Raw genomic sequence first — 20,895 nt, 5'->3', positions numbered from 1 at the left:
GATGGATTGTATAGATGGGATTTTTTAAGAACCAATTCTCCAATGTCGTGGAATGGGAAGAGTTTAGAGATGACATGATTTTCTGGAAATGGAGCAACCGGGAGATCAAAAAAGGAAGCAAGCTGGTCATTCGCTCCGGGCAAGACGCAATATTTGTAAATAACGGCAAGATCGAAGGGATCTTCGAGGATGAAGGGGTATACAGCATTGACTCGGATATCATTCCATTCCTGTCCACGTTAAAAGGGTTTAAATTCGGCTTTAACAGCGGCATGCGCGTGGAGGTGTTATTCGTTAACACCAAGGAATTCACCGTCAGGTGGGGGACGCAGAATCCGGTTCTGATCCCGACTCCCCAGCTGCCCGGGGGTATGCCAATTCGTGCCAACGGCACGTTCAATTTCAAAGTGACCGATTATGTTACACTGATCGACAAAATTGCCGGCATGAAAGAGAGTTACCTTGTAGAGGATGTGAAGATCCGGATTACGTCGGTGCTCGATCAACTGCTGATGAAGTGGATCAGTCGAGAAGGCAAGGATATGTTCAATCTGCAGGCGAATGCCGCGGATATTGCACAAGGGATTCGTGAAGATCTGGATATGCAGGTGATGGACAACGGGATGACAATCACCGGCTTCCAGGTGATGAGCTTCAATTATCCGAAGGAAATTCAGGATATGATTACGAAGACGGCTTCCCATGAAATGATTGGCAATCTGCAAAAGTACCAGCAGGTCAGCATGACCGACGGTATCGCATCTGGCAAGGTGCAGGGCGGCGGCGCTGCTTCGGATATGGCGGGTATGATGATGGGCATGAACATGGCCAATGAGATGATGAAAAATATGAACCAAAACCAGAGCCAGAGCCAAAACCAAAACCAGCAGCCACCAGCTGAGAAGGAGAAATCTGCGTCAACTGCGGCTTCATCTTCCTCCGAAGGCAATAAGAAGCCTAACTTCTGCCCGAACTGCGGCGCGAAGAACGAAGGGGCGAATTTCTGTCCGAATTGTGGACATAAGCTGGGCTGAGTTTCGCTCTAACTTGAAATAGCCGCACAACATATGGTTACGCTGAGCAGTTTCAGACTCGTTACTTCACGATACTAGTGTTGGCTGGAGCCAGCGAATTATCGATTACTTCATGAAAACAGCCCCCCGCTCAAAGGAGCGGGGGGCTGTTCGTTTTACTATAATTAGGTGTTTGTTCTACAAATCAATTGCTGTTTCTTCTATATAAAATATCTTTTTCAAATGAAGCAGCTTTCTCGAAATTTCGTTCTCATCCCGGCTCCGATTCTTTTTTGACTTTGGATTTGTTATTGAATCAATCGACTCATAAATTCCCCTATGAATCTAATTATTAATGTAAACGCATTCTTATTCATGGTATAATGACAGCTAATAGTCTATGATCTCAGGTATTCTGATGTTCTGGTATTCTGCTTGCGAAACTGGCTTGGGGGTGTTTCGAGGATGAGAAGGTATAATGTGTGGCGTCCGATCATGCTGATTGCGGTTGCGCTGCTTACGAACGGCTTGGTTTCGAACCTGGCTGCGGTGTTCGGCATGTCGCCGGAGTCGGCGAGCAATCTCGGTTTTATTGCGATGATTATTGCCGCATTTGTCATGTATAACCGCATGATGAAAGTTCGCCGTAAATGAATAATAATTCAAGCTACAGGATGGATGACATCCTGCTCAAGCACCTTGCCGAGGTGCTTTCTTTCAGGATATGGAAGCTTGCGGGTGACGAAAGGAATGGAAGTAGGAGTTTTGGTAATGTGTCTCATTCCGACGACCTGTATTTTTGTACAAGAACAGAATGTAAACAGTAGGCCTTAATACTTAACGCAGCCATAACAAACAAGCCCAAATACAAATGTGGTAGAATAAAGTCTATTTATTTTTTTTGAAGTTTAGTTGATATTATATCCTCCTCGCTTTGTGTATCACATCACCTGTAACCCCCGTGTTATCTATAAAAACCGTTATATCAACATCATGTTGAGAGCGGTTACCTAAGTCTTCTAAAATTGGGATAAAACATGTCTTAAACGTTTCACCGCGGCACAGATGCAGTTTGACAGAATCCCCCAAATTTATGTTGAAAAGGGTCTGTTTTATTAATATATTGTAAATAGCACGAATCTAGTATTCGGGCATATATACCTAGGAGGGTTATCCTTAATGAAAAAAGGGGTCATATCTTTAATCAGTTTGGCGTTATCTGTCACAATGCTGGCAGGTTGCGGCGACAAACCAGCTACAGAACCAAGCGGCGGTGCAGGAGGAGACGCACCTAAAGCGAACTTTAAGGTTGGTATGGTTACGGACGCGGGAACCATTGATGACAAGTCGTTTAACCAGGGAACATATGAGGGCATTGTGAAGGCCAATGAGGACTTCAAAATGGAGTATAAATACCTGAAGCCTGCAGGAACAACAGAAGCTGACTACACCAAAGAGATCGGAAACCTGTACGATGCCGGATTTAAATTTATCGTAACCCCGGGTTTCAAATTTGAAACAGCCGTGTTCAAAGCACAGGACAAGTATACAGACGCTAAATTCGTTATTATCGACGGAACGCCTCATTCAGGAGAAGAAGGCGCAGCCCCGGTAGTTAAAGAAAATACGGTATCGATCTTCTTCGCTGAGCATGAAGCTGGCTTCCTGGCTGGCGTAGCGACTGCGCTTCATGTGAAGGATGGACAAGCCGGATTTATCGGCGGCATGGAAATTCCGCCTGTACAGAAGTTCAACTGGGGCTTCCAGCAAGGTGTGACTTATGCGAACGATAATCTCGGAACAAAATTGGTTATTAACAAAGAAAACGTGGTATACCAAGGAACTTTCGACGATGTTGCAGCAGGTAACCAATTGGCGGCTCAAATGTATGACCGCGGTGTCAATGTCATTTTCGCGGCAGCTGGCGGCGTAGGTGTTGGTGCGATTAACGAAGCGAAGACCCGCGTTCAGAACGGCAAAGACGTTTGGATCGTTGGCGTTGACGTTGACCAGTATCAAGATGGCGTTTACGAAGGCGACAAGTCCGTCGTTCTGACTTCCGCTGTTAAGAAAATCGACCAAGCGGCTTACGATATGATCAAAGCGGAAACCGAAGGTAAATTCCCAGGTGGACAAACACTCACACTGGATGCTACCAATGACGGTGTCGGTCTTCCTGAGAAGAACCCGAACCTGAGCGAAGACATCCTCAAGCAAGTGGATGATGTGTTCAACAAGATCAAAGCCGGGGAAATTAAAGTAGCCGGAGAGCAAGGCGAATTGATTAAGTAATTCAAGACAACAAGAGCATTAGCAGAGCGTGGATAGACTTACTTGAAAAGCAGCGATACCGCATGAAAAAAAGACGGATTTCCTTCCGTCTTTTTTTAAGGTATTAGAAATAATAAGTTATTTCAGCGAAGCGTAAGCAATTCTGTAATCGCATTTATATGTTTTGGGGCCCCCGCAAAGTATTTGGAACAAGCATCGAAGCATAGGCTCCACTTTGTGGGGCTATTTTAGGTATCAGACCGTATCACCGGCGCAAGCGATTGCATCCTGATATTGAATAGAATCAGAACTATTTAACTGCGTTCTGGCTGTTTGGAAGTGAGTCGATCCGCGTTTTTTAAGCAATTTTTGAACACAGAAGATATTTAACCAAGAAGAAGGAGAGGACCCTAAACCATGGACTATGTTGTCGAGATGGTGGGCATCCGCAAGGAATTTCCGGGGATTGTGGCCAATGACGATATCACGATCAGGCTGAAGAAGGGCGAGATTCATGCTCTGCTTGGGGAAAACGGAGCGGGCAAGTCAACCCTGATGAGTATCCTGTTCGGCATGTATCAGCCTGACCGTGGCACGATCAAGGTCAACGGCAAGGAAGTGCGGATTTCCAATCCGAATGTGGCAAATAAACTCGGAATCGGGATGGTGCATCAGCATTTTAAATTGGTCGACCCGTTCACAGTGACCGAGAATATTATTCTGGGCAGTGAGACGCGCAAATATTACTTTGGCCTGGATGTAAAATCCGCTGCCAAGCGGGTGGAGGAATTGTCCAAACGATACGGCCTCAACGTAGACCCTTACGCCACAATCGAGGATATCTCGGTAGGTATGCAGCAGCGGGTAGAAATTCTCAAAATGCTGTACCGCGATGCGGAAGTACTCATATTTGACGAGCCAACCGCGGTGCTGACGCCGCAGGAAATCGAAGATTTGCAGGGCATCATGAGAAATTTGGTCAAGGAAGGCAAATCGATCATTCTGATCACGCATAAATTGAAAGAAATTAAAGCGGTTGCGGACCGCTGTACCGTCATCCGCCGGGGCAAAACAATCGGCACCGTCGATGTCGCGGACACCAGCCGCGAGGCCATGGCCGAAATGATGGTGGGCCGCAGCGTCTCCTTCAAGGTAGACAAGCAGGAGAGCAGCCCGGGTAAAACCGTTCTTCAAATTCAGTCGCTCACAGTGAAAAACAGCAAGAAGGTTGATGCACTCAAAGGCTTTAGCCTGGATCTGCATGCCGGAGAAATTGTGGGCATTGCGGGCGTGGATGGCAATGGCCAATCCGAACTGATCGAAGCCATCACCGGTCTTCGACAAGCGGAGAGTGGAACGGTAAACCTGAACGGCAAAGCGTTGAACGGCCTATCTGTCCGTCAGCGGAATGAGAGCGGGATCGGTCATATCCCGGAGGATCGCCAAAAAAGAGGACTTGTTCTGGACTATACAATCGAAGAGAATCTGATTCTCGAGGTGTATAACAAGCCTCCTTACTCCAAGAATGGCCTGCTTCAGCCTGCTGCGATTCGCAAGCATGCGGAGCATATCATCCAGAGCTTTGATGTACGGTCAGGAACGGGCGGCCGGTCGATCGTGCGTTCAATGTCCGGGGGCAACCAGCAAAAAGCGATTATCGGACGCGAGGTTGAACGTGATCCCGATCTGCTCATTGCGGTCCAGCCGACCCGCGGCCTTGACGTAGGCTCGATTGAATACATTCACCGTCGTCTGATCGAACAGCGTGATAAAGGGAAGGCCGTTCTGCTGGTTTCCCTGGAGCTTGATGAAGTGCTGAACTTGTCGGACCGGATTGCCGTTATAAATAACGGTGAACTGGTAGGTATCGTCAAAACCTCCGAAACGAACGAAAGAGAGCTCGGGCTGATGATGGCCGGGTATCAAAAAGAGGAGGCACCACATGAATAACAGCGTAAAATCGTTGCTTGCCGTCCTGTTCGGACTCATCGCGGGGGCACTGCTTATGGCGCTGACCGGTCATAATCCGGTAGAAGGGTATAAGTATCTCATCCAGGGTGGACTCAAGAACCCGGAGAGGATCGGAAATACGCTGGCGACGGCAACTCCGCTTATTCTGACCGGTTTGTCGGTAGCCTTTGCCTTCCGTACCGGACTGTTTAATATCGGTGCAGCGGGACAAATGCTGTTCGGCGGCTTTTGCGCGACGGCAGTTGGTCTCTCGCTGGATCTGCCGCGTGCCCTGCTCCTGTTGGTGATGGTGCTGGCCGGGTTTATCGGCGGTGCGCTATGGGCGGTCGTTCCCGGTTTTTTGAAGGCCAAATATAACGTGCATGAGGTCGTGTCCACCATCATGATGAACTGGACGGCCTACTGGACCGTTTATTATGTCATTCCAGCTTATTTCAAAGGGACAAGCCTGGAGACGGAATCTCGCCAGCTTCCGCCGGATGCGATGCTGCATCAGCAGTGGCTCAGCGATATGTTCCAAGGCTCCTATGTCAATCTGGGCTTTTTTATCGCGGTCATCGCCGTATTGATTGTAGCTTTCCTGATTAACAAAACGACGCTGGGATATGAGCTGAAGGCAGTTGGGTTCAACCGCCATGCGTCCGAATATGCGGGGATTGCCGTAAAACGCAGCATCGTCCTGTCCATGTTCATCTCCGGGGGGCTCGCGGGCCTTGCCGGCGTTGCGCAATATGCGGGGAATGCATCCAGCATGCAGATCGGCGTGCTGCCAAGCCAGGGATTCGACGGCATCGCTGTTGCCCTGCTCGGAATTAACGCGCCGCTCGGCGTATTGGTGTCGGCCTTGTTCTTCGGGATTCTCTACTCGGGCAGAGGGTTTATGAATGCCATGACGGAGATTCCGCCGGAGATTGCCGATTCGATCATCGCTATTATTATCTATTTTGCAGCAACCAGCATCTTGATCGAACGTCTTTACCGCAAATTGAAGCTGCGTCGTGCGGCAAATAAAAAGCAGGGGGAGTAAGGACATATGTGGACAACGATTGAACAGATTTTTCCGTATGCCATCGCTTACACGATCCCGCTTTTGATTACCGCCTTGGGCGCGCTGTTCAGTGAACGAAGCGGAGTCGTGAATATCGGCCTTGACGGGTTGATGATTGTCGGTTCTTTCATCGGAGCTTTTGTTATTTTCAAAATGCAGGCGCAATGGCCCGGCCAATCGTGGGTATTATGGGTAGGGCTGTTAGCAGCGGCCGCAGCGAGTGCGCTGTTCTCTCTGCTGCATGCCTTTGCCAGCATTAACCTCAGTGCCAACCAGATCATAAGCGGAACGGCGATCAACATGATTGCAGGCGCCTTGACGATTTTCCTGGCCCGCAACATTACGGGCAGCGGCAAGATCAGCATCACGAATGGTTTCGCGCCGTTCGATGTGCCTTGGCTGTCGAAGATACCGATCATCGGAGATTTATTTTTTACTAAAACCTATGCTACGACCTGGTTAGTTCTGTTGGTGCTGGTGCTCAGTGCACTGGCATTGTACAGAACACCGTTCGGCCTGCGACTTCGGTCCTGCGGTGAGCATCCGCATGCGGCGGAAGCAGCAGGGATTAAAGTCCAGTCCATGCGGTATGTCGGCGTCATGATCTCGGGGGCTTTTTCCGGGCTTGGGGGAGCTGTTATCCTGTTGACGTATTCTGGCGAATTTACGGGGAACGTTGCGGGACTAGGGTTCCTTGCCTTGGCTTCGCTCATCTTCGGACAATGGAAGCCGCTTGGCATCCTGCTGGCGACCTTGTTCTTCGGGTTTGCCACGACGGTAGCCAACGTATCGCAGGTCATTCCATCGCTGGCGGTGTTCCCACCGGTTATTCTTAAGATTTTCCCTTATGTGGTGACACTAATCGCTTTGGTTATTTTCTCCAAATCCTCGAATGCGCCGAAGGCGGTAGGGGAGCCGTTCGATTCAGGTAAACGGTAACGTATACGCAAGGAAATGTAACATAAGTAGAACCTCTGATATGCTTATCCAGATTATGGGTTAGGTCTATCGGAGGTTTTTTTACATAGGGCATACTTTATGTTAGAACTCCCCAAACATATCTGTTATATATAGTTAATAAGGCTACAAAATTTAATAGAATAGAGGAGTGAAAAACCTGAATGCACATTCGATTACATAAGTACCAAAAGCATCTCAGCATGCTTTTGGCCATCGTGATGCTCCTGAGTATCCTTGTTCCTTTCAGTCCCGTGAAGGTTGCGGAGGCTGCTCCCCACAATGATCAGGTTGTCATCAGCCAGGTATACGGGGGAGGGGGAAACAGCGGAGCGCAATATAAGAATGATTTTATCGAGCTGTTCAATCCAACGGGCAGTCCAGTTGATCTCACAGGCTGGAAGGTACGTTATGCCAGCGCAGCCTCGGGTGCATTTAACGGTACAACCTCTTTAAACGGCATTATGGAGCCTTATACCTATCTATTAGTCCAACAGAGTGGTGGCACAACAGGGAATGCTCTGCCGACACCCGATGTTCTAGGATCGCTTAATTTAAGCGGCAGCAACGGAATCGTGGATCTGGTGAATGCGGCGGGAGATCGTATCGATCTCATTGGTTATGGATCAACTGCAATAGAATCTGAAACGAATCCAACGGCAGCTTTGTCCAACGGCACGGCAGCGATTCGCAAAGAATTGACCACTGGTCAATCGGATCGTGGTCTTGATACGGATAACAATGCAGCGGATTTTATCGTTGCGACGCCGGATCCGCGTAACAGTGCAGCTCCTGCAACACCGGTCAATCCGGGGAATGGACTTGGCCTGGTAACGGCTAATCCAGGACCGAATGCTTGGCCAGCCGGAACGGAGATTACGCTAAGTCCTCCTACGGTGGGAGCTTCCGTCTATGCGGATGTGTACTTGTCCGGCGGGAATGGGTCCGGCTTCCAGCTCGTCAATAACCCAATTGTGATCAACGAGCCAACACGAGTGGATGCGTACGCAGCCCAGGACGGCCAACCGGATGGACCGGTAACCTCGTTCCAATACGATGTTTTAACACAGAAATCCGTTACGGAAGCCCGCAGCAAGGCAAAAGGCGAGCATGTGTGGACAGAAGGCATCATTACGCATATTGAAGGCAGAGAAACCTATATTCAAGACGACGCGGCCGGTATCGTGCTTTATGACTACCCGCTGAATGCTGGTGTTGGCGACCGGGTCAGTGTGGCAGGCGTGATGGAGATTTACAACAATCTTCAGGAGATTAAACCACACGCCTTGCTGCCGAACAGCGTAACGGGCACCCAAGTGGGATTGCCGCAGGCTCTCCCAATCACCGGGGCTGACCTGTCTCCAGCTACAGGAGAGACATACGAAGCAAGGCTCGTCTCCCTGGAGGATGTAACCATCAAGTCGGAGAACAAGCCGGGTGAGTATACAGCCGAACAGGGCGGGCATGAATTCATTATCTATTCCGGCTTGTCCAAGCTGAAGACAGTTAAATCGTTCAGCCTCGTTACGGGTGTGGTGAAGCAGTTCGGAAGTATTTATGAACTGATCCCCCTGGGTGAGGATGCCTTAATCGAAGAGTTATTCTCTGTGATGGCGAGCCCGGGTGCCGGACCGATTGTTACCGGCGGAAAGGTAACGCTGTCCAGCCCTACGCAAGGTGCAAACATTTATTATACGCTGGACGGATCGGTTCCGACGACATCCAGCACGCAGTACAGCTCGCCAATTCCAATTGACCGTGATACGACTATCAAAGCGATTGTTGTTTCTGGTGTGGATGTAAGCAAGGTATACGAATTTGCCTACAAGGCTACACAGCAGCCGCGCATTGCGGACATTCAGGGGGAAACCCATGCCTCGCCTTACAACGGTCAAACCGTAAAAGATATCGAGGGTGTTGTCACGCAGTACGGCTATACTTTCTCTAACGGCAACATCAAAGGTTTTTATATTCAGGATCCGAAGCCGGATTCCAATCCGAATACCTCTGATGCGATCTTTGTGTATTCTACGGATCCAAGCCGGCCTCAGATCGGAGATTTGGTCAGCGTCACCGGTAAAGTGGCCGAATTTAACGAAGGAAGCTCAAGCAATCTGACATCGACTCAAATTGAGCTGCAATCTTTGAAGAATCTGGATCAGGGTCAACCACTGCCGGAGCCTGTTACTTTAGGTAAGGGTGGACGTCCGATTCCGGCTGCCATTATCGATAACGACGGGATGACAGCATTCGAGCCGCAGGAAGACGCTATCGATTTCTATGAGTCCCTGGAGGGTATGCGGGTCAGACTTCCGCAGCCAACCATCATTAGTCCGTACTGGACAAGCAGCGGAACGTACAATATCGCGACCCGCGTGGAAAATCATATAGCAGATGTGATTACGCCGGCTGGCGGTCTCGTTCTGAAAGAACAAGGGAATTTCAATCCGCAGCGCCTTATTATTGCCTATGGCAATCCAGGACAGGAAGTAAGCACCGGGGATACGTTTGCTGATGATGTGATCGGTGTGATCGGATACAACAGCGGCAATTTCAAGGTGATTCCGGGCAAAGGCGAATTGCCTGCAATTAACAGCAGCCCATTTCAACAAGAGGTATCCACCATTGATGTGAATGCCGAGCAGCTTCGGGTGGCGACATATAATATCGAGAACTTCTATCCGGGCGTAGGCTCCAGCAAAATCAACAAGCTGGCCGAGTCGATTGTTAGCAGCATCAAGTCCCCGGATATTATCGGGCTTGTAGAAGTGCAGGACAACAACGGTGAGCAGAACAATGGAACCACCGCAGCAGACTTAAGCTACGATGCTCTGATTAAAGCCATTAAGGCAGCGGGAGGCCCAACCTACAGCTTTACCGACATTGATCCGGTTAATAATAATGACGGGGGAGCGCCGGGAGCCAACATTCGTGTCGGATTCCTCTACAACCCGGACCGTGTTCAATTATCGGACAGTGTAAACAACAAAAAAGGCTCTTCCACGGATTCCGTGGCCTATGATGCAGCTAAGGATCAGCTGACCTATAATCCAGGCAGAATTGATCCGCAGAATCCTGCATTTAATGCCTCACGCAAGCCGCTGGCCGCGCAGTTTGAATTCCGGGGCGAGAAAGTGATTGTGATTGCGAATCATTTTAACTCGAAATCTGGGGACCAGGGACCATTTGGCAATACGCAGCCGCCGGTTCTCTCCAGCGAAGCGCAGCGCCATCAGATCGCGGCTGTCGTTAACGGATTTGTTAAGAGCGTGGTAACCGCAAATCCGGACGCAAACGTTGTTGTTCTGGGCGATTTGAATGATTTCCAATTTACGCAGACGGCAACGATTTTGAAAGGGAATGAATTAGATAACTTGATTGATACGCTGCCGCTGAAAGAGCAGTATACGTACACGTATGACGGAAATTCGCAGGTGCTGGATCATATTCTGGTCAGCAAGAACCTGACCCGTTCTACGCAAGTCGATGTAGTGCACCTGAACGCCGATTTCCCGGCTTCCAAGGGCCGCGTATCGGATCATGATCCGGTTGTCGCGCAGATCGATTTGCAAGGAGAGGCCGCTAACGGGTTCCCGCTTACGATCCTGCATACCAATGACACGCATGCCAATCTGGATACCACAAGCTCTCCGAACAACGTTGCTCGCCGGGTCACGGCAATTAAAGAGGCGAGAGCGCATGCGGTCAATCCACTGCTCGTGGATGCGGGGGATGTATTCTCCGGCACACTCTATTTCAACCAATACTTGGGACTTGCGGATCTGGAGTTCATGAATATGGTTCAATATGATGCTATGACCTTCGGGAATCATGAATTCGATAAAGGATCCGAAGTACTGAATGATTTCATTGAGCATGCGAAGTTCCCGTTTGTTTCATCGAACGTGAATTTCTCAGCCGATGCTATATTAAGCCAAAAGTTCAAGAATGAAGTAGCCCGGGATGCCAAGGATGCAACCATCTACCCGGCCATCATCATGGAGGTAGACGGTGAGCAGGTCGGCTTGATCGGTCTTACGACCGAAGACACGGCAAACATCGCTTCCCCTGGAGACGTTACCTTTGATGATGCGGTGCAAAAGGCAAAAGACACCGTCACGATGCTGAAGAATGAAGGCATCAACAAAATCGTTGTGCTGTCGCACCTCGGTTATGACGTGGATGTCAACCTGGCGAAGCAAGTTGAAGGCATCGACATCATCGTGGGCGGTCATAGCCATACCAAGCTGGATCAGGCGGTTGTAGACCGTTCGGACAGCGAGCCGAAACTGATCGTGCAGACAGGTGAAAAAGGCCAATTCTTAGGCCAGCTAGAGGTCGTATTTGACAACGAGGGCGTTCTGCAGGAGTGGAACAGCCGCCTCATTTCAGTTGACGAGAAAAACAGCAAAGGCGAGTATGTCATTCAGCCGGATACAGAAGCACTTGCCATTTTGAATGCCAAGTACAAACCTGGCGTAGATCAGTTAAAACAAACCGAGGTTGGTACAACGGAAGTGAAACTGAACGGCGTCCGTGCCGATGTGCGCACGAAGGAAACGAATCTCGGAAATCTCATCGCGGACGGAATGCTGGATGCGGCGCAAGCAGCCGGAACGAATGCGGTCATTGCCTTGCAGAATGGCGGCGGAATTCGCGATTCGATTGGAGCCGGCAAAGTTACGATGGGTGACGTAATGACCGTCCTGCCGTTTAACAATGATCTCGTCACCATCACGCTGACGGGCTCCGAGATTAAAGAAGCGTTGGAGAACGGGGTTTCCAAAACCCCGGCCGAGGATGGACGCTTCCCGCATATTGCGGGCATGAAGTTTATCTACGATTCAACCAAACCGGTTGGATCGCGCGTACTGCGTATCGAGGTGAAAGGCAAGAACGGCTACGAGCCGATTGATATGAACAAATCATATGAGGTAGCGACAAATGCATTTACCGCTAAGGGCGGCGATTTCTACGCTTCGCTCGAAAAGGCATATTTGGAAGGGCGCGTGAACCTGCTCTATATGCCTGACTATGAGGTATTCTCGAATTACGTGAAAAAAGTAGGCACCATCACGGACAAGACCTCGGCCGTCGAGGGTCGGATTACAGACCTGAAAGGAGCGCCGCTTCCTGGCGGGCCAGGAGAGCCTGGGACAGGCAACCCTGGGAACCCGGGCACGCCTGGAACTCCAGGACCAACGACGCCTCCAGTGAATCCTACAAACCCTGGCACGACGCCACCGGCGGAAGCAGGCAAGGTGAAGGTTCCGGTTAAAGTGGAGAATGGCGCGGCAGCAGGCTCCGTAACCGGAGCGGCTATGAAGGAAGCGTTGAAGCTGCCTTCAGACGGGAAAGTCACCATTGAGGTTACAAGTGCGCAGCCTATAGAGTCTTCATCCATTACGATTGAGAATGAAGCGCTGCGGGCATGGCTTGATCAATCAAGCGCTCAAGTGCTGAACGTGGTCACTCCATACGGAAGCTACGAGCTTCCGAAGCGGGAGATCAACCTGCAGGCTCTGGCAACTCAAGCCGGATCGGATATAAACAGTATCCAGCTGGTCATTCAACTTGCCGTGGATTCGAATGCTCTTAAATCGGCAGCCTCCAAAGGACATAATGCGCTGCAAGCCCTAAGCTACACGGTAACCGCAACGTCCGGCAGCGGCAAAACCATCACGCTGGATAAGTTCCAATCGTATGTGAAGCGGTCCCTGAATGTTGCCAAGAACTATCGTTCCTCCGAAATTGCGGTTGTTCGGGTTGACGGAACAGGCAGTGAATACACGCCGGTGCCGTTCAAAGTGAATGGTCAACGAATCGATATCTACAGTCAAATGAACAGCACGTACCTGGTTCTTCTGAACCCGGTAACGTTCCAGGATATGGAGACACATTGGTCCAAGGGAGACGTTGAATCCCTTGCAGCGAACATGATCGTGACCGGACGTTCGGAGCAGAACTTTGTTCCGAATGCTCCGATAACCCGAGCCGAATTCGCGGCACTGGTAGTCCGGGCGCTGGGCCTCACGGCCGACACTAAGGCAGTGGCTTTCCAGGATATTGCGTTATCCGACTGGTATGCCGGTGAGATCCAGGCGGCAGCCGATGCCGGCATCATAACCGGATATTTGGACGGCAACTTTAAGCCGAATCGGGACATTACACGCGAACAGATGGCGCTGATGGTATACAAAGCTATGGACTATGCCGGATACCATCAGGCAGACGCGGCAAAAGCCCAATTCGCTGACGCGTCCTCGATCAGCGCATGGTCGCAGGCAGCTGTATATGAATTGGCGGGTCTTGGTATTCTGAACGGGGATCCGAAGCTGCGCTTCAATCCTCAGTCCAGCGCAACCCGAGCCGAAAGCGCCGCTGTGCTTCATCGCATGATTCAGGATTTGACGTATGTAAAATAAACATGCAGTGCATGCGGCTTATGGAGATTGGATGTTCACATCAGTGTTCGTGTTCCAATAAGCGGAGATATTGGTTGGCGAGAAAGAGCTGCCCCTCAGGGGCAGCTCTTTTTTTTAGTTCGTAAAAGCAAAAACAAAATGTGACCGATCCACGTCCATAACTGTGTTAAGGGTAAAAGGAGGTCTACACGCGATGCAGATGGATTCGCTCCGGCCGGGCGGAGATTTTACGGAAACCTATGAATTATATGGCAATATGCTTTTTAAAATAGCGATGGTGTACCTTGGGAACAAACAGGATGTAGAAGAAGCTATTCAGGAAACATTCATCAAATTGATGCATAAAGCGCCTGAATTCAGCGACCAGGAGCATAAGAAGGCTTGGCTGATTCGGGTGATAACCAACTATTGCAAGAACATGCAAGGAAGCCTGTGGCGCAGGCGGGTAACCAAAATGGAGCATATGAACGATTATTTTGCTGAGCCATCTGAACGGATGCTGATGGACCATGTCATGAGTTTGCCGTTCAAATATAAGTCGGTCATCCACCTGTTTTATTACGAGGATTATTCTGTTAAGGAGATTGCCGGGATATTGCAGATTAACGAATCCGCGGTCAAGATGCGCCTTCAGCGCGGCAGGAAGCTGCTGCGAATGGACTTGGAAGGAGAGGACGATTGATGAATCGGAATGACTATAACCAATTGATAGATCAAATAGAACCTGACCAAGGATTGGAGGAGCGGCTTATGAATGGAATGAAACAGAATGGGCGCCAAACGCCAAGAAGGAACCGGATGGGGATGGCTGGTGTTAGTGCGGCTGTCATGCTGGGTGTGGTGTTGGTTATTTCGCTCATGTTGAATGGAGAAGATGCTCCAGTTGTCAGCAATACCCCGGTGACTCCCGGGACCGGAGAGAACACGACACCGATCGCTAAGGTCGGTCACGATCCGGTGATCATTCCGAAGATTGAGCTTCCGAGAGAGAGCGGCGTTAAAGCCGACATGATCGGGTTGGTTGTATATCAGGGGAATATCTACACCCAGACCGGCACGCGAATATCGCCGGAAACCGCCAAGCAGCTGCTGGGCGACAAGCTCGGACGGTCGAAGTCGGGGATTACGGAATGGAACTCCCCTGATGATTACACGGAGCTTGCTTCGACAATAGGAGAAATGGACATTTACTCGGTAAAAGGGTATGACTTGGATTTTAGAATCATGTCCTATGTAGAGCATGATGGGGAGATCTACGCTGAACTGTATGAGCATTTGAATGGGATTACGGTGACCAAGGGCGAGGACTTGATAGGCAAGCTGAATTTAAGGGATCGAATGACATCGGTAAAATGGCAGGATTTTGACAGCTGGAACATGGGGGAGAACAAGCTGCACGATTTTTCCGGCGAGTCGGAGGTGCAAGCCTTCGTCGAGGCCTTGTATGAGGCGAAGCCGATTGCGGCCGATCCTCTATTCGAGCAAGGGATCTACGAGACCGGATCGGGAGAACAGAAATTTCTGTATATTAAGCTCCAGGACGGAACGGAAGTCCAGTTAAGATTGTTCAGAGACGGGGAATATGTAAGATACGCAAACGCTCCTGTATTCTTTCAATTGGATGCCGAGGCTTTCACGGCGCTGTGGGAACGGATGGAAGAGTAGGGCGTTTGTTCAGCGCAATGGCTTCTTCTTATTCGCGTGCCGTCGATGAAGAGCGATGACCTTTTACGAATGCACTCGGCGTCATACCAAAATACCGGGTAAAGGCGCGGGAGAATGTAAACAAATCCGAATACCCCAGAGATAAAGCGGTATGCGTGATGCTGGTTCCCTCAGCGGATAACAGGCGGGTCGCTTTCTCCATAATGAGCTGCTGCATGTAGCGGGACGGAGAGATACCGTATCGGCGGGTAAACGCACGGGTGAAATGACTGCGATGCACACCGGCCCACGCAGCAAGCTCCTCCACAGATAGGTTCTCTGTGCAATAAAGCTTCATATACCCGGGAACGGATTCGAGCCAATCGGAAGCAGACGAAGAAGCCGGATGTCGCTGGTTCCGGTTCGGATCGATGCTGTGGATCAATTGGAAGCCCAGCGACATCAGCTGAAGGCTGTGATCCTGTTGGGGCTGCCGGAGCAATCCCTGAATTTCCTTGATGACAGCCAAGGCATCGTCCCTGAAGGCATTTTGACGATAGGGCCGTTCCGGACATAAATCGACATGCTTCAATATGGACGGCATCAACTCGCCCATAAAGGCCGTCCAGGTGATCATCGTAGACGGCTGGTCACAGTCCTTGGCATATGTATAGACCGAGCCGGGGAAGAGGCAGAACAGATCGCCTTCCGAGAGGGAGACGCTGCTGCCGTCCCATCCGAACCGCACCTTGCCGCTGGCAACGAAATGTATACTATAAAATTCGACGGACCGGGGACCGACTTTTTCGGTGAAAAAGGGGTGGGATCCGGATTTGAATATCCATAATCCCAGTTGGGTCTCAAAGTGAGCCGGGTTGTTAAAGTATTCTTCTCGGGATGGCCGTTGGTTCACTGTCATGCTTTTGCTCCCTCCTTCCAGCTAAACAAGATCACTTCGCTTGATAATGCTAATATGCAACATATTGTATAACGATTGCAAGGATTGGACATTCCGTGTTGATCCGCGACAGGGTACGATATGAGGAACAAGTCGAGCATAGCCGAGGTGAATGGAGATATGAAACAACCGAATTTTGTCGTCGTTTATTGTGATGACCTAGGCTACGGGGATCTTGGATGTTATGGTTCGGATTCCGTGAGAACCCCGCATCTGGACGGATTGGCAGATGAAGGCGTTCGTTTTACGAATTGGTATTCGAATTCCCCGGTCTGCTCTCCGTCACGAGCCTCTTTGTTGACAGGCAAATATCCGGTCCGAGCGGGAGTCGGTGAAATCCTGGGGGCGAAGCGCAGTTCCCATGGGCTACCTGCCGCCGAGGTGACGTTGGCCAAGGCGCTTAAGCCTGCCGGGTACAGGACGGCACTTTATGGAAAATGGCATTTGGGCCTGTCCAAGGAAACCAGCCCGAATGCGCATGGGTTCGATGAGTTCTTTGGATTTAAGGCAGGCTGCGTCGATTTTTACTCGCACATTTTTTATTGGGGGCAAGGTCATGGCGTCAATCCCCTGCATGATCTATGGGAAAACGAAACGGAGGTTTGGGAGAACGGCCGGTATATGACTGAACTGATTACAGAACGATCGGTTGATTTCATTAAGCGGTCTCGGGAGCAGGAGGCTCCGTTCTTCTTGTTTACGTCATACAATGCGCCGCATTATCCGATGCATGCACCACAGGAATACATGGACCGGTTTGCGCATTTGCCTTGGGATCGGCAGGTCATGGCCGCCATGATTGCAGCGGTGGATGACGGCGTCGGGGAGATCGTGAAGGCGCTGAAGGAAGCCGGCTGTTATGAGGATACGGTCATCTTTTTCTCCAGTGATAATGGGCCGTCTTCCGAGAGCCGTAACTGGCTGGACGGGACGGAAGACATTTATTACGGCGGGAGCGCGGGGATCTTTCGGGGGCATAAGGCAAGCCTGTTCGAAGGTGGAATCCGCGAACCTGCCATACTGAACTGGCCGAACGGATGGGAAGGCGGACAAGTGCGCGATGAGGTCGCGGCCATGATGGACATCGTTCCGACCTTCTTGGATCTGGCGGGCGTCGATCTGGCGGCGGGACCGCTTCAAGGGATTACCCTGGATGGGAGCAGCCTGAAGGAGATGCTGTTCAGGGGCAAGCCGTCACCGCATAAGCAATTGTTCTGGGAGTATCAAGGTCAACTGGCTGTCCGGGAAGGCAACTGGAAGCTGGTGCTGAACGGAAAACTCGATTTCGATCGCGTGGTTCCGGATCAGGTTCATCTGTCCGATCTGTCCAAGGATCCGGGAGAGCGATCCAACTTGGCGGACCGTTATCCCGAGATCGTGGAGCGCCTTAGCCGGGATGTACGAGTCTGGTATGAGGAAGTGCAAAATCAAGGATCTTAAGCGTGGATTAGGGCATATCATCTAAGACTTAGCGATTATGCAAAAAAGCCCCGGTCTCCGGGGCTTTTTCATGATGTGTTGGTGAAAAGTATTGCAATTTCAGGCAGCTTGGACCCTTAAAAAGGATTCAGCACATGGTAGAACACGTTCGGCGAAGCCATCCGGTAATAATGGCTGCACCAGCCGACACCCTTGTGGTTGCCGCGGTGGGTCGTGCTGAACACGAGCCGTTCCTGCTCGAGTTCTTCGATTCGTGCCACTCGCCCCTCGGCGTATTCCAGAATGCGGAACGACGCAGTGTCCAGGCGGGTGATAACGCCGCCATAGCGGATGTCGATGACCTCCCAGCCGAAGGGCTTGAACATCCGGTGCCACTGCGTACGGTGGGCAATGCGCAGCTCTTGAACGGCTTTGGAAATGGCAGGGAGCACGTTCTTGGCCATATGTCTTAAAGTATCGGTGTCCTTGGCATCATAGGCTTGCTTCAGCAGAATGCCAATCTCGCTCTTGCGTTTGAGGACGGCGCTCAGCTTCTCCGGCATCTCGAACAGATAGTCCAACTCGGCGCTGCTATCGCGCTTCGCGCGCAGGTTTTGCTCCAGCTCGGCATAGTGGTTCGAGAGGTCCAGGCCTTCGATCTGTTTGTCGAACATCCCGAGGAGCACGTCCTGATACAGCAAAAATTTCGACGGGTTGCTCTGCTTGGCGTTGTTCGGCTCCTGGCCTGGAATTTCGTCCAGATCCTTCAGCAGGAGGAACGTATCCATATCGATGCCCGTACAGAATTTCACTCGTTCCGCCAACAGAGCCAGTGAAGGCTTCTGTTCCGAATAGGCATGCTCGGCATAGAGCTGGAGGCCAAGCAGGGCTGCAAAGGGATTTCCTTCGTTGCCATCATCGCCCCACATCGTGGCGTATACCTCACGGATCCCTTCCTGCTTGCACACTTGCAGCGCCACATCGGAAGCGTTCAGGGACAGACCGTAGTTTACGCCGAACGTGTTAAAAATCCAGACTGCTCCCGCAAACACGAGATTGCAGCCGAGCGGCCGATGATTGGCAATCACCTTTTCGTAATCCTCCGGCTCCATATGGGTATAGTCCCAGTACACCATGTCCACATCCTTCGGAATCTGGCGGGCCATTTCCTCCGGAATCGAGGCTTCCTTATCGTAATACGCCGCATCGCCGCCTCCGCCGGAAGCGAGCTTCAGGAACATGTCGCTCCACATCATCGGTTTCAGGCCGCGCCTTCGAACGGCTGCCAGAACCTTCTCCAGATGGGCGATCATAATATCGAAGCGGCTCACATAGCCGTTGTGATCCAAATATTTGCCTCGTCCAAGCTCCTCTGCTTCGTCCATGCCAATATGAATTTTATTGCTGCGAAAAGGGGCACTTGCAGCCTCGATCATCCGTTCAATCAGGGAATCGGTCTGCTCGCTGCCGACGAGAAGGGCACCCTTTGTATCACGGTAATGCTTGATGGGCTCCCATTTCAGAAACTCCTCCAGGTGCGCCAAGGTTTGAATGCTTGGAAAAGCCTCAATGCCGAACTGGTCGGCATAATCGTCAATTTCTTTTAGCTCCGCCTGCGTGTAGCGGCCGCGCATGTATCCGAAATAGGGCTCGCCTTTGATCTCGTAGGTATCCTCCATGTATAACATCACGCTGTTCATTCCCATCAAGGCCATCTTGTTCAGCATGAGTTTAAAGCTGTCCACCGTGAGCACGGCGTTCCGGGACAGGTCAAACATTGGGCCGATCTGGTCAAATTGCTGGTTCTCTTGAAGATGGAACGTATCGCTATGGCGGCTATGTTGAATGAGCAAGCCGAGCCCCCGGAAGAATTGATGCTTTCTGCCGTAACGAATGTAAGCTCGGGTATGTTCTCGTCCGACTTGAAGCTCGCCCTCGGACAATGCTATCTCAACCGTGACTCCGCCTTCCCCAAGTTCTACGCCAAGTTCGTCTAGCAGCAGCTGCGCACCGGGCAGTATATCCGATACAGCACCCGCGAAACGAAATTTCATATGAAATCCCCCTGCATCCAAGATTTTGCAAACATTAAACATTATATCATTATAATGTTTAATGTTATTGGAATCGTTGAGGGAAATCAATCCTAAGTTTTGCGAACACTAGTGGTATGGCGGCATAACTCTCTAAAATTTTGCGTAACCATTGCTTGTGTTAAGAGTTAATATATATATGAACAGTAAATATTAGAGCAAAAGAGAAGTCTCTTATGCTGCGGCAGTAGCTAATAAGTCCTATGCTGGGGTATTAGCTAATTCCTATGCTTGATATAACGTCACATATCCTAGACAGCCGATAAAACAGCATGGGGATCATTCAACAGATCATCCGGATCATCATCAAAACATTATTATCTAGAAATTCATTAGTCTTGCAAAGTAACCACACATGGGGGATCTATATGAAAAAAATAATCGCAGTCTCATTTCTGATACTGACCATGATTCTGGCATCAGCTTGTTCTCGCAACGAGGAACCTGAAACCATTCCATATAAAGCAAATTCCGATGCTCCTTCCGGATTCAGCAAAACATCCGTGATGATGGACAAAGTATATACAGATGCCGAGGAGGAAAATGGATGGTGGGTTGTCCCAAGGGATGCTGACACAATAACCATTTATGTGGAGGTACAGCATGCCGACACTGTGTTATTCTGGTCATCTCCTACAGGAACGGAGGTTGGCAAGGAACGGAAACTCATAGGGTATGATAGTGATGGAGAAGACGGCTGGTCTTTGGTATGGGATATCAAGGACCAATCACTCCATAACCATGTAGATGTTCAGGCTCTAGGCATCGATGGTGTTTCATTAGCCACCGAGACGTTTAATGTGCACACCTTAGAGGAATAAGACATGTCAACCGTTCAAGAAACGGTTCAATAAGATTGAAGGGAAATCAGCCATACAGTCGCTGTTTCCCTTTATTTGTTATAGCTAGATACTGCTGGATAGAGCTTGATTCAAGCTGAAAAATACTTTTTAAAAACAGGTCAAAATGTGGTTGACGACCTTGAGATGCGATACTACAATAAGAAATGCAAACGTTTTCATTGAAATCGCTTTCATCTCATGTTCCAGCACTAGATATCGGAGTGATTCTACCCCAATTGTCAGTAATTGTCGTT

At 50.2% G+C, this 20,895-nt stretch carries 13 protein-coding genes; 11 read left to right on the top strand and 2 right to left on the bottom strand.

Annotated elements, in window-relative coordinates; translation table 11 throughout:
- Positions 1-14: 14 nt before the first annotated feature.
- The 9 genes from WDY75_RS29035 to WDY75_RS28995 all read left to right on the top strand — a co-directional run bounded on the left by WDY75_RS29035 (position 15) and on the right by WDY75_RS28995 (position 15,350).
- A complete protein-coding gene (locus tag WDY75_RS29035; RefSeq protein ID WP_006207699.1) occupies positions 15-1,034 on the top strand; it encodes an SPFH domain-containing protein in 1,020 nt (339 codons plus the stop codon).
- 444 nt (positions 1,035-1,478) lie between these two features.
- The gene (locus tag WDY75_RS29030; RefSeq protein WP_006207700.1) at positions 1,479-1,667 is read left to right on the top strand and encodes a hypothetical protein; all 189 of its coding nucleotides are present in this window, start codon (positions 1,479-1,481) and stop codon (positions 1,665-1,667) included.
- A 525-nt stretch (positions 1,668-2,192) separates the two neighbouring features.
- Positions 2,193-3,305 (top strand): BMP family protein, encoded by a 1,113-nt coding sequence (locus WDY75_RS29025; RefSeq protein WP_006207702.1) that lies wholly within the window; start codon positions 2,193-2,195, stop codon positions 3,303-3,305.
- A 396-nt stretch (positions 3,306-3,701) separates the two neighbouring features.
- Positions 3,702-5,234: an ABC transporter ATP-binding protein gene (locus WDY75_RS29020; protein WP_063478351.1), complete on the top strand. Its 1,533-nt coding sequence runs from the start codon at positions 3,702-3,704 to the stop codon at positions 5,232-5,234.
- Positions 5,227-6,282, top strand: coding sequence for an ABC transporter permease (locus WDY75_RS29015; protein ID WP_006207704.1), 1,056 nt, complete (start codon positions 5,227-5,229; stop codon positions 6,280-6,282). The genes WDY75_RS29020 and WDY75_RS29015 overlap by 8 nt, the downstream gene beginning before the upstream one ends.
- A 6-nt stretch (positions 6,283-6,288) precedes the next feature.
- Positions 6,289-7,242: an ABC transporter permease gene (locus WDY75_RS29010; RefSeq protein ID WP_006207705.1), complete on the top strand. Its 954-nt coding sequence runs from the start codon at positions 6,289-6,291 to the stop codon at positions 7,240-7,242.
- A gap of 182 nt (positions 7,243-7,424) precedes the next feature.
- Complete coding sequence (locus WDY75_RS29005; protein WP_063478352.1) at positions 7,425-13,685, top strand: 5'-nucleotidase C-terminal domain-containing protein; 6,261 nt, start codon at positions 7,425-7,427, stop codon at positions 13,683-13,685.
- A gap of 193 nt (positions 13,686-13,878) precedes the next feature.
- Positions 13,879-14,367 (top strand): RNA polymerase sigma factor, encoded by a 489-nt coding sequence (locus WDY75_RS29000; RefSeq protein ID WP_036636417.1) that lies wholly within the window; start codon positions 13,879-13,881, stop codon positions 14,365-14,367.
- Positions 14,367-15,350 carry a hypothetical protein gene (locus tag WDY75_RS28995; protein WP_063478353.1) on the top strand — a complete coding sequence of 328 codons (984 nt, stop codon included), beginning with the start codon at positions 14,367-14,369 and terminating at the stop codon, positions 15,348-15,350. Before WDY75_RS29000 ends, WDY75_RS28995 begins: the two co-directional genes overlap by 1 nt.
- Positions 15,351-15,378: 28 nt before the next feature.
- Here WDY75_RS28995 and WDY75_RS28990 read toward each other — a convergent pair whose 3' ends face one another.
- Complete coding sequence (locus tag WDY75_RS28990; protein ID WP_063478354.1) at positions 15,379-16,248, bottom strand: AraC family transcriptional regulator; 870 nt, start codon at positions 16,246-16,248, stop codon at positions 15,379-15,381.
- A gap of 159 nt (positions 16,249-16,407) precedes the next feature.
- Here WDY75_RS28990 and WDY75_RS28985 point away from each other — a divergent pair, with 159 nt between their 5' ends.
- Complete coding sequence (locus WDY75_RS28985) at positions 16,408-17,727, top strand: sulfatase-like hydrolase/transferase (RefSeq protein WP_063478355.1); 1,320 nt, start codon at positions 16,408-16,410, stop codon at positions 17,725-17,727.
- Between the two features lie 116 nt (positions 17,728-17,843).
- Here WDY75_RS28985 and WDY75_RS28980 read toward each other — a convergent pair whose 3' ends face one another.
- A complete protein-coding gene (locus WDY75_RS28980) occupies positions 17,844-19,760 on the bottom strand; it encodes a beta-N-acetylhexosaminidase (protein WP_063478356.1) in 1,917 nt (638 codons plus the stop codon).
- Positions 19,761-20,167: 407 nt separating this feature from the next.
- On the opposite strand from WDY75_RS28980, the gene WDY75_RS28975 reads away from it, so the two are divergent.
- Complete coding sequence (locus WDY75_RS28975; RefSeq protein WP_231887977.1) at positions 20,168-20,620, top strand: hypothetical protein; 453 nt, start codon at positions 20,168-20,170, stop codon at positions 20,618-20,620.
- Positions 20,621-20,895: the final 275 nt, after the last annotated feature.

It is taken from the genome of Paenibacillus glucanolyticus, from assembly GCF_037333485.1.
GTDB classification, from domain to species: Bacteria; Bacillota; Bacilli; order Paenibacillales; family Paenibacillaceae; genus Paenibacillus_AQ; species Paenibacillus_AQ glucanolyticus.
The sequence above is the reverse complement of the archived record's forward strand: the minus strand, read 5'-3'. Positions and strand labels throughout refer to the sequence as shown.

What these genes read in the sequence shown, in the direction of transcription:
- WDY75_RS28995 (WP_063478353.1), top strand. Translation starts at nt 14,367, where the DNA reads ATGAATCGGAATGACTATAACCAATTGATAGATCAAATAGAACCTGAC.
- WDY75_RS28985 (WP_063478355.1), top strand. Translation starts at nt 16,408, where the DNA reads ATGAAACAACCGAATTTTGTCGTCGTTTATTGTGATGACCTAGGCTAC.
- WDY75_RS28990 (WP_063478354.1), bottom strand. Translation starts at nt 16,248, where the DNA reads ATGACAGTGAACCAACGGCCATCCCGAGAAGAATACTTTAACAACCCG.
- WDY75_RS29010 (WP_006207705.1), top strand. Translation starts at nt 6,289, where the DNA reads ATGTGGACAACGATTGAACAGATTTTTCCGTATGCCATCGCTTACACG.
- WDY75_RS28980 (WP_063478356.1), bottom strand. Translation starts at nt 19,760, where the DNA reads ATGAAATTTCGTTTCGCGGGTGCTGTATCGGATATACTGCCCGGTGCG.
- WDY75_RS29035 (WP_006207699.1), top strand. Translation starts at nt 15, where the DNA reads ATGGGATTTTTTAAGAACCAATTCTCCAATGTCGTGGAATGGGAAGAG.
- WDY75_RS29015 (WP_006207704.1), top strand. Translation starts at nt 5,227, where the DNA reads ATGAATAACAGCGTAAAATCGTTGCTTGCCGTCCTGTTCGGACTCATC.
- WDY75_RS29030 (WP_006207700.1), top strand. Translation starts at nt 1,479, where the DNA reads ATGAGAAGGTATAATGTGTGGCGTCCGATCATGCTGATTGCGGTTGCG.
- WDY75_RS29025 (WP_006207702.1), top strand. Translation starts at nt 2,193, where the DNA reads ATGAAAAAAGGGGTCATATCTTTAATCAGTTTGGCGTTATCTGTCACA.
- WDY75_RS29005 (WP_063478352.1), top strand. Translation starts at nt 7,425, where the DNA reads ATGCACATTCGATTACATAAGTACCAAAAGCATCTCAGCATGCTTTTG.
- WDY75_RS28975 (WP_231887977.1), top strand. Translation starts at nt 20,168, where the DNA reads ATGAAAAAAATAATCGCAGTCTCATTTCTGATACTGACCATGATTCTG.
- WDY75_RS29020 (WP_063478351.1), top strand. Translation starts at nt 3,702, where the DNA reads ATGGACTATGTTGTCGAGATGGTGGGCATCCGCAAGGAATTTCCGGGG.
- WDY75_RS29000 (WP_036636417.1), top strand. Translation starts at nt 13,879, where the DNA reads ATGCAGATGGATTCGCTCCGGCCGGGCGGAGATTTTACGGAAACCTAT.